Annotated in this window: 9 protein-coding genes; 5 read left to right on the forward strand and 4 right to left on the reverse strand. The window is 59.6% G+C overall.

Features of this window, described 5'->3' with window-relative positions:
• Positions 1-117: 117 nt before the first annotated feature.
• The 3 genes from JMJ95_RS04925 to JMJ95_RS04935 are packed head-to-tail and all read right to left on the reverse strand — an operon-like array spanning position 118 to position 4,343.
• The gene (locus JMJ95_RS04925; RefSeq protein WP_290683235.1) at positions 118-1,632 is read right to left on the reverse strand and encodes a BCCT family transporter; all 1,515 of its coding nucleotides are present in this window, start codon (positions 1,630-1,632) and stop codon (positions 118-120) included.
• A gap of 56 nt (positions 1,633-1,688) precedes the next feature.
• A complete protein-coding gene (locus tag JMJ95_RS04930; protein WP_290683237.1) occupies positions 1,689-3,017 on the reverse strand; it encodes a glycine/betaine/sarcosine/D-proline family reductase selenoprotein B in 1,329 nt (442 codons plus the stop codon).
• A gap of 18 nt (positions 3,018-3,035) precedes the next feature.
• The gene (locus JMJ95_RS04935; protein ID WP_290683239.1) at positions 3,036-4,343 is read right to left on the reverse strand and encodes a glycine/sarcosine/betaine reductase component B subunit; all 1,308 of its coding nucleotides are present in this window, start codon (positions 4,341-4,343) and stop codon (positions 3,036-3,038) included.
• A gap of 292 nt (positions 4,344-4,635) precedes the next feature.
• Here JMJ95_RS04935 and JMJ95_RS04940 point away from each other — a divergent pair, with 292 nt between their 5' ends.
• From JMJ95_RS04940 to JMJ95_RS04950, 3 genes are read left to right on the forward strand one after another with little or no spacing between them, the layout of a single operon-like run.
• A complete protein-coding gene (locus tag JMJ95_RS04940; RefSeq protein ID WP_290683241.1) occupies positions 4,636-5,718 on the forward strand; it encodes an ATP-binding protein in 1,083 nt (360 codons plus the stop codon).
• Positions 5,715-6,365: a response regulator transcription factor gene (locus JMJ95_RS04945; RefSeq protein ID WP_290683243.1), complete on the forward strand. Its 651-nt coding sequence runs from the start codon at positions 5,715-5,717 to the stop codon at positions 6,363-6,365. The genes JMJ95_RS04940 and JMJ95_RS04945 overlap by 4 nt, the downstream gene beginning before the upstream one ends.
• An 18-nt stretch (positions 6,366-6,383) precedes the next feature.
• On the forward strand, positions 6,384-7,172 hold the full coding sequence (locus JMJ95_RS04950; RefSeq protein ID WP_290683245.1) for a PhzF family phenazine biosynthesis protein: 789 nt from the start codon (positions 6,384-6,386) through the stop codon (positions 7,170-7,172).
• 153 nt (positions 7,173-7,325) lie between these two features.
• Here JMJ95_RS04950 and JMJ95_RS04955 read toward each other — a convergent pair whose 3' ends face one another.
• Positions 7,326-7,556: an SHOCT domain-containing protein gene (locus JMJ95_RS04955; RefSeq protein ID WP_290683247.1), complete on the reverse strand. Its 231-nt coding sequence runs from the start codon at positions 7,554-7,556 to the stop codon at positions 7,326-7,328.
• A 428-nt stretch (positions 7,557-7,984) separates the two neighbouring features.
• Here JMJ95_RS04955 and JMJ95_RS04960 point away from each other — a divergent pair, with 428 nt between their 5' ends.
• Complete coding sequence (locus JMJ95_RS04960) at positions 7,985-8,395, forward strand: Rrf2 family transcriptional regulator (protein WP_290683249.1); 411 nt, start codon at positions 7,985-7,987, stop codon at positions 8,393-8,395.
• Positions 8,392-8,936: ATP-binding protein (locus tag JMJ95_RS04965; protein WP_290683251.1), on the forward strand; the 545-nt coding region annotated here is incomplete at its 3' end. The genes JMJ95_RS04960 and JMJ95_RS04965, both read left to right, overlap by 4 nt.

The raw sequence follows: 8,936 nt of genomic DNA on the forward strand, positions 1-8,936 counted from the left end.
CGCCCCCGGGCAGGCAAAGCTCCGGGGGTGCCCGTCTCTACAGGATAATCGCCCATATCCATTCACTCGTGGGCGCCCTACTGAAGGACAGCCGCAAAGAACGTTTTCTTCCAGTGGTCAGTCCGCAAGTTCGGCAAAGGTGGCTTCGTCCTTCACGAGGGCCTTCCAGAGGCACCAGCATGCCACCACCATGATCACCGCGAAGGGGGCGGCGGCGGCGATAGAGGCTATCTGTAGAGACTGCAGCCCGCCGCTCATCAGCAGCACAAATGCCAGAGCCGCCATCAGGACTCCCCAGATGCCCATGCGCACCTTCGGCGGGTTTATTTCGCCCTTGGTGGAGTACATGGAGAGGACGAAGGTCCCCGAATTGGCGGACGTGATGAAGAAGGTGGAGATCAGCACCACCATGATGACGGACATGATGCCGCCCAAGGGGTAGTATTTGTAGACCTCGAAAACGCCCACGGAAATGTCCGCTGCCACTTTCTCCGCGATTTTTGCCGCCCCGGTGAGTTCGAGGTTCAACCCGGAGGTCCCGAAGATGGCGAACCACGTAAAGCTGCCCAGGGCCGGGACAACCAGCACGCCGGAAACGAATTCCCTGATGGTGCGTCCCCGGGAGATGCGGGCGATGAAGGAGCCCACAAAGGGCGCCCAGGCGATCCACCAAGCCCAGTAATAAAGGGTCCATCCTCCGAGCCACCCTTTGTATTCCCCTCCGTAAGGCGCCATGTGGAAGCTCTGGTTCACCACGTTGGAGAGATAGTCGCCTACGCCCGTCATCAGGGATTCGATAATGGCCATGGTGGGCCCGATGAAGAAAAGTGCCGCGCTCAGAAGGCAGGCGAGAAAGAGGTTGAGGTTGGAAATGAACTTGATGCCCCGCTCGATGCCCGTAACCGCCGTTCCGGTATAGACAAGGGCCAGGACGGCGATGATCGTAAGCTGGATGGTGACATTCTGGGGCATGCCGAAGAGATACTTCAGGCCGCTGTTGATCTGAAGAGTCCCAAGGCCGAGGGACGTGGCGAGACCGGCGATGGTGGCGAAGATGGCGAGAATGTCGATGGTTTTGCCGAGCACGCTTGAATTCCCCTTCTGCCCGAGGACGGGCAGGAACATGCTGCTCATCAGTCCGGGAGCGCCCTTCCGATACTGGAAATAGGCCAGGCAGAGGGCGATGACGGCGTATCCCGCCCATGGATGGAGCCCCCAGTGGAAGAAAGTAGTCCGAAGGGCGTCCTCGGCGGCCTTGGCGCTGCCTGCCGCTGCGCCGAATGGAGGCGTCATGAAATGAAAGACCGGCTCGCCTACCCCGTAGAAGACGAGACCGACGCCCATGCCTGCCGAGAAGAGCATGGCGAACCAGGAAATGTTGCTGAACTCCGGCTTTGACCCCGGCTCGCCGAGGCGGAGCTTTCCGAAGCGGCTCATGCAGAGGAGGATCGGGAAGAGAACGAAGATGTTCATGGCGAGCATGTACCCCCACCCGAAGTACTTGATGAGGAATCCGAAGAGCCCCTTGGCCGCAGCGTCGAAACCAGCAGGGGAGAAGATCCCCCAGAGAACCGTGGCTGCGGTGACTGCCATTGAGATGAAGAACACGGAATTATCCTTCTGAGACTGCATACTCGTCCCTCCTTCACTTGGCTCCGGGGGAGGGAATCCTCCCCCGGAGAGGTGTTCTAGATTTTCACAGGAAAGATGGTCTGCTCGCTGACGTCCGTCTCGAGGGCGTCAAGAGCCACGCCCGTCCTGTGGTAGCGGAGGGCCCATTCGTCGTCCGGGCGGAGCTGGGGATTGCCCAGGGGGTAGGGGACGGAGACCGTAGGAACGATCCTGTTGACGCCGACTGTCTTCGCTATGTTGGTGAGGTTGCACATCACAACCACGGGGATGCCGCTGCGCTCTATCTCTTTCGCGATCGTTGACCCGCAACGAGTGCAGGTCCCTCAGGTCGCGGTGAGAACAACGGCTTCCACGTTCCGTTCGCGGAGCGTCGCGGCGATCTCCCGGCCCATGCGGGCGGCCTCGCCCTGAGTGGTGCCGGTGCCTACGGTGGTGTAGTAGTAATCGTCCACTTCGCCGATCCTGCCCTCGCGCTGGTAGGCTCGGATGGCGTCGAGCGGAACGACGACGTTGGGGTTCTTGTCGGCCTGTTCGGGGTCATACCCGGCGTGGATAGTTTTGTACTCGGGCGCGGTGAAGCCCTTGTCGAGAGCCGAAATGTCGTACATGCCCCATTTGGTGGCAGAGCAGGACTGAATCCGGTCGGGGTTCTCGCGGGGGACGATGCCGCCGGAGGTAACCAGCGCGAGGCGCACCTTCCGCAGATCCTTCACCGCCGGAGCGACGGGAACGCGGTCAAGAGCGGGCATCGGCAGCTCGGTCCGGTACGGCTCGCCCTTCAATTTGGCGATCATCATGTTCACCACGCGGTCGGCGGCCATGACCGGCTCTTGTCCGATGTCCTCCAGGAAGACCTCGTGGCGGATTCCCCTGGGGAAGTAGCCTTCCAGGGCCGCCGGAAGGAGCTTCTCCCCCCGGGCGATCTTGTCGGCGAAGGCGGCGAGCTTCTCCATATCCTGTTTCATAAAGGTGGCCCGATTGCCGCCGCGGAAGATGTACATATCCTTGTGGAACATCTCGACGCCGGGGTTCTCCTCGTTCATCGAGGTGAGCACGGGGACACCGTACTTCTCCTTCACGGCCTTGCAGACTTGGCCGCAGGCTGCCCCGTACCGGCCTGCGTTAAAGGCGGGACCGGCGATGAAGATATCGAACTCCCTGTCCTCGAGCATCGCCAGGATGCGGGCCAGGCCCTCGTCCGTGCGGGACGCCATAAAGTTGTCGCCGCAGATGATGGTGTGGGTCACTTCCACGTTCTTCGCAAGGCTGTTGAAAATCCGGGTACACCCGACGGTTCCGGAGCGCATTTCAGGCTCGTAGTCGGCCATGTCCTCGCCGCCCACCTGCCCGAAGAACTGGTTGATGTAGTGAATCGCCTTGAGCATTATGCCTTCGCCCCCTTCTTAGTAGTCCATGCAGGTCTTCACGGAAAAGCCGCTGATGTGGTCCGAGCAGAACATGCCGTTGTTCTCCATGACAAGCGAGCCGTCGGCGCGTACACACCCTTCCCAGCCGCCCGAGAGACCGTCGCGGGCCATGGATTCCAGGTCGCCGAGGACAGTCTTCATAGGGGGCAGCTCGAAATACTGGGAGACGTTCCCCGTGGAAACCAGGGCGTTCGCCGCCGGGTCGAGGGCCACCAGGGGCTGGGACGCGCCGTCGCGCCCGGTGCATTCGTTGGAGATGCCTACGGTCTTGATGCCGGCTTTCTCCAGCTCGACGATGGTCTGGATGTAGTCCACGTCCGGATTGCCATAGCCTTCTTCAGCCACGATCGCGCCGTCGGCGCCGAGATTTTTCGCCATCTGGGCCACCATATAGGCGGAACGCTGCTTTTGGTCCATGGCCACATTGAGGTTGGACATGACGATCCCGAGGAAGTTCAGCGTCTTGCCGTGCTCCTTCATCAGGCGCTTCACTACAGGATTATTGCAGTGCTCGTAGGTGGACATCTTGGACGAAGCGGGCATGAAGCTGCCGGAGACCACTGCCCCGTCGAGCAGCTCGTTGGGGTGCATGAAAGTGGGAAGCATGTGGTTGCCGTCCCATCCATAGATCAGGGTGTTGTACCCCATGGCCTCCATCTGAGTCTGGGGCTGGAGAACATAGACCACCGACGGAAGTTCCTGCACGGAACTCTCCCTGCGGTTGACGGGTTCGAGCTCCCAGGTCTCGATCTCCTCCGGCTCGAGGGCGGCCACACACTTGCCGACGTATTCGGCGAGGCGGTGTCCGGCCCAACGGAGCGCGCGGTTCTTCTTCTGCTGCTCATGCCGCTCGAACTCTTCGTCTGTGTCGCCCACGAGAACAAGGTTCTTCAGAGAACCATAGATCGTGTTCCTCCGGAAGGGGCCGCTCATGTCGATCAGGCCGTCCTGGAAGCTTCCCCAGTGCTTCCCGACCACGATCAGGGAGCAGTCCTTCAGGGCGTGGGTTCTCCCCTGTCCTGCGGGCGTCACGGGATTGGTCATGCCGGGGAACATCACGCCGCCGGAAACCTTGCAGCGCATTTCGATAGCCTCCTTCACCGGTACCATGCGGACTTCGTCACCCGGATTGACGATGTACAGATCAGCTTCGGTGATGTGGCTGTCTTCCTTCACCACCGCAAGGGCCTCTTCCTTGTTTATCGTCAGCACGCCCTTGCTGTAGCCGGTCTTCGAACCGAAGACCATCTCCTTCACAAAAAACTTTCCTATTTCCAGTTTCATAGGCTCACCCTCCCGGAATGGAATAACGTATTCCTCCACTGGTCAGTCTAGGGGAAGGGAGGGTCGGCCCGCATCGTGTAAAGTATGATTGTCCGTTAGCACATTTCATGAAAAAAACGAAGGAGATTCTGTCCCTGACATCGGACCTCTCCGCTCTCCGTATGGTTTTTCTGACTTTCGGAGCCCGGGAGGGACATGGGAACCCTCTCGGCAAAGTTGTTTCTTTCCCGGCTCAAAGTGTAGAATCTCATGGAGGCAGCCTTCGCTGCAAAGGACAAAGGAGGCGGAACCGATGAACCATGACCAGACACCCTACGACGCCCTCGGCACCCTTTTCGCAAAGATACTGGAACCCGTGGCTCTCTACCGTGCAATCTACGATGAGCGGGGGGAATTCCAGGATGTGGTGTACATCGATGTCAACAGTGCATACGAACAGGTGATGGACATCCGCAGGGAGGAGCTGATCGGGCGCCCCTTCCGGGAGATATGGTCGGAGAAGGAACGGGAATGGCAGGACATCATCCTCCAGGTTGCCACCACAGGAATCTATGCCCGCTATGAAGGCCCGAGCTACGACACGGGAAAGTACCTTCACGCCATCGCCTTCAGCCCCACCCGCTCTGTCGTCGCTGTGATCTTCCTCGACATGACGGACTGGAAGCGGGCGGAGGAGGCACTGCTGGAAAAGGAAGTCCTCCTCACGGAGTACCGCCAGGAACTGCGCACCCTCGCGGCGGGACTCTCTCTCGCGGAGGAAAGAACCCGCCGGGAGATCGCCGTAAAACTCCACGACAGGGTAGGCTATTCCCTCGTCTCTCTGCTTTCCCGCCTGCGGGCCTTGAGCGAAAAGCATTCTCCCGACGACATCGCGCCGGCTATCGAGGAAGTGGAAGGACTCCTCTCCGACACCCGTTCCCTGACGCTGGAGATAAGCTCGCCGCTTCTCTACGAAGTCGGGCTGGAAGCGGCCCTCGCTTCTCTCGGCGACCGAATGCTGAAACCCCACGGCATTTCCGTCGACTTCCGGGAATGCGGTCCCCAAGCGAACATTTCCATGGAAATCCGCATCCTCATGTACCAGATGGCCCAGGAGCTGCTGCTGAACGTAATCAAGCACGCCGGAGCGAAGAACGTGATTCTCCGGGTGCAGCGCGGCAACAAGCGGGTGCGCCTGCTCGTTGAGGACGACGGTGTCGGCTTCTCCTCCAACACGCCGAAACACTGGGGAAAATGGGGCGGCATGGGGCTTTTCAGCATACGGGAGAAGCTTCACTCCGTGGGCGGTGAAGTGCGGGTTTTTTCCGAAAAGGGCAAGGGATCCACCGTGGCCATCGTCGCACCGCTGGCATTCGAAGGAGGAACGGAGCGATGAAGATACGGGTGCTGATGATCGACGACCACAGGCTCTTTCTTGCAGGTCTGGAGGACATTCTCTCCCGGGAAGAGGATTTCGAGGTAGCGGGAGTGGCCGGAAGCTGCCGGGAAGGCATGACACTGGCACTCGAGAAGCGCCCCGACGTAATCGTCCTCGACCTCGCCATGTCCGAAACCAGCGGCGTGGAGGCGGCCCGCATTTTTTCGGAGGCCCTGCCCGGCGTTCGGATGGCGGCCCTCACCATGTACCTCGACAGGCAGATGGTCTTCGAAGCCCTGAAAAGCGGCATGACAGGATACATCCTGAAAGAAGCCACTCCTGAGGAATTTCTCTTTGCCCTGCGGGTGATTGCCCGCGGGGAAACATGGCTCAGTCCCAAGGTGGCCACCCTCGTGGCCAATGACTTTGTCCGGCAGGGAGACCAGAAAGGAGCGAGCGAACCTGCCCTCTCGGAACGGGAGCGGGAGGTACTGCACCTCCTTGTGAAGGGCGCCGGAACGCGGGAGATCGCCGGGAAGCTCAACATCAGCAAGAGCACCGTGGACACCCACCGCCGCAACATCCTCGACAAGCTGGGCTGCGAGAACGTCACCTGCCTGACCCGCTACGCCCTGCGTCACGGACTGGTGGACCTGGACGAATGAAGAAAGGAGAAGAAAAAAATGAAATATTACGTGGTAGACGCGTTTGCGGAAAAGGTGTTCGAAGGGAATCCGGCCGGGGTCTGCGTCATGGACAGCTGGCCGCCGGACGGTCTGATGCAGAATATCGCCATGGAAAACAACCTGTCCGAAACCGCCTTTACAGTGAAAGAGGAGGAGTCCTACAGGCTGCGGTGGTTCACCCCCGGAGGGGAAATCGACCTGTGCGGCCATGCGACCCTGGCCACGGCCTACGCGCTCTCCAGGTTCAAGGAACCGGATGCCGGGAAATTCTTCTTTGAAACCATGAGCGGCCGGCTGACGGTAACCCGCAGGGGAGACCTGTTCGAACTGGATTTTCCCGCCTATACGCTGGCCCCGGTACCGGTCACGGGGGCCATGGAGGAAGCCGTCGGCTTCCTCCCCACGGAGGCTTGGGCGGCCAGAGACCTGGTCTGCGTGCTGGAGGACGAACAGCAGGTCCGGGAAGCAGCGCCGGATATGGCCAGGGTTACGGCACTGGACGGTCTTCTTCTCCACCTGACCGCCCGGGGTAAGGACTACGACTGCGTAACCCGCAGCTTCGCCCCGAAACTGAACGTGCAGGAGGACCCTGTCTGCGGATCGGGACACTGTCATGTTATCCCTCTCTGGAGCCGGAAACTGGGGAAACAGGACCTGGTCGCCAGGCAGGCATCACACAGGGGCGGAACACTCTTTTGCCGGGACTGCGGCGAAAGAATCCTGCTTGCGGGCAGGGCCGTCCTGTACTCCGCCGGGGAAATTTTCCCCGGCGAACAGGAACAGTGATGGGTCAAAACGCCTCTCATGAAGATTGACGACTGGCGGTCGGGATCCGGCAAAGGTTCGCTGGAGCTGTTCGGGAAAAAACAATACAAAACAATCCGCAGCCCCGCATGAGGATAACGGCAAACTGACGGTAGGACAGGCGAATGAAGCGCCTTATCCCAGAATATCTTTTTTCATCATTTCGAACTCTTCTCTTGTGATTTCTCCACGGGCGTACCGTTTGTTCAGAATATCAACCGCCGATTCGGAACTGGGATTGAGTCCGCAGACCCGCCGTTTGGATTCCCCCAGCCCGAAAAACAGGTAAATGACGAGGAGAACGAACAAAATACCGAACAGTGGAAACATCCACATTCCCCCCCTGTCCATATATTCATGCCACATTTTCTCACCCCCATATTTGCCACATAAAAAAGGTTTGACAAAATATATCATAAAAAAAGATCCGTCACAAAATTTCGAACTCATCCTAAATCCGCACCCCAGCGGGAGTGTCACCGGGGACCGCTTGGGCCGGGGGATGCAGATTGTTGTCCGTGACAACTGCCCAGGCGAGTCCCGCGGCTCCCTTCATCCGCCTGTTGCCTGCCTGTAAAACCGATATTCGTGTCGGTGTCTCTCCCCTCAGGCGCCATTCCCAGGGGATTCATCCGCAAAGAGCGCGGAGCGAGATCTCTTTGCCCCCGGGGAGGGCAAATTTACCGTATGCCCGGCGACACTCCCTCTGACTGTGGATTTAGAGGAACATTGCCCCCTTGACATATTTAGGAAATAAGGTACCATAATTCATGAATTAAGAAAGGGGCCTGAAAATGAGCGGAGTGGTTGCTGTGTCGGAAGCGGTATCCCTGGCCTTTCACGGAATGGGCATCCTTGCTTCCGGTAGGCGAATGAGCGTGAAGGAAATGGCGGAGACGGTGAGCGTTTCCGAGTCCCACCTGGCCAAGGTCTTCCAGAAACTGGCGAAGGAAGGGCTGGTTACTTCCGTCCGGGGACCGGGAGGCGGATTTCAGCTTGCCCGTGATCCCGGAGAGATCTCCCTTTTCCGCATCTATACCGCCATCGAAGGAGTTCCGAAACATGATTACTGCCTGATTCACAGCGAGAGATGCCCCTTCGGCAGCTGCATTTTCGGATCCCTTCTCGGAAAGATGACGGATGAATTCGTGGAGTACCTGAAAAATACAACCCTTAAGGATCTGGAGAGAGGAGAAACCCGATGACCAAGGTAATGCGGAGAATCATCACCATTGACGAGGACAAGTGCGACGGGTGCGGCATCTGCGCCGACGCCTGCCACGAGGGGGCCATCCGGATCATCGGCGGCAAGGCGAAACTGGTCAGCGAAACCTACTGCGACGGCCTCGGCGACTGCATCGGCGGATGCCCCCGGGGGGCCATCACCTTCGAGGAGAGAGAGGCTGCCCCCTACGACGAGGAAGCGGTGAAGAAGCACATGGAGACGAAGGCTTCGGCCGATCCCCTGCCCTGCGGCTGTCCCGGGTCCATGGCCCGGGATCTCCGGAAAAAAGAACCGGAGCCCTGCGCGGCTTCCCAGGCGTCTTTCGCTTCCGCGGCGCTGAAGTCCGCCCTCGCCAACTGGCCCGTCCAGATCCGGCTCGTGCCGGAGACGGCTCCCTACCTCCGGAAGGCGGAACTCGTGATTGCCGCAGACTGCACCCCCTTTGCCTTCGCCGATTTCCACCGGACCTTCCTCGCCGGGGAGAACAAGGTCTGCCTCGTGGGCTGCCCTAAGCTCGACGA

The sequence above is a fragment of the Aminivibrio sp. genome (genome assembly GCF_016756745.1).
In the GTDB taxonomy this organism is placed as follows: domain Bacteria; phylum Synergistota; class Synergistia; order Synergistales; family Aminobacteriaceae; genus Aminivibrio.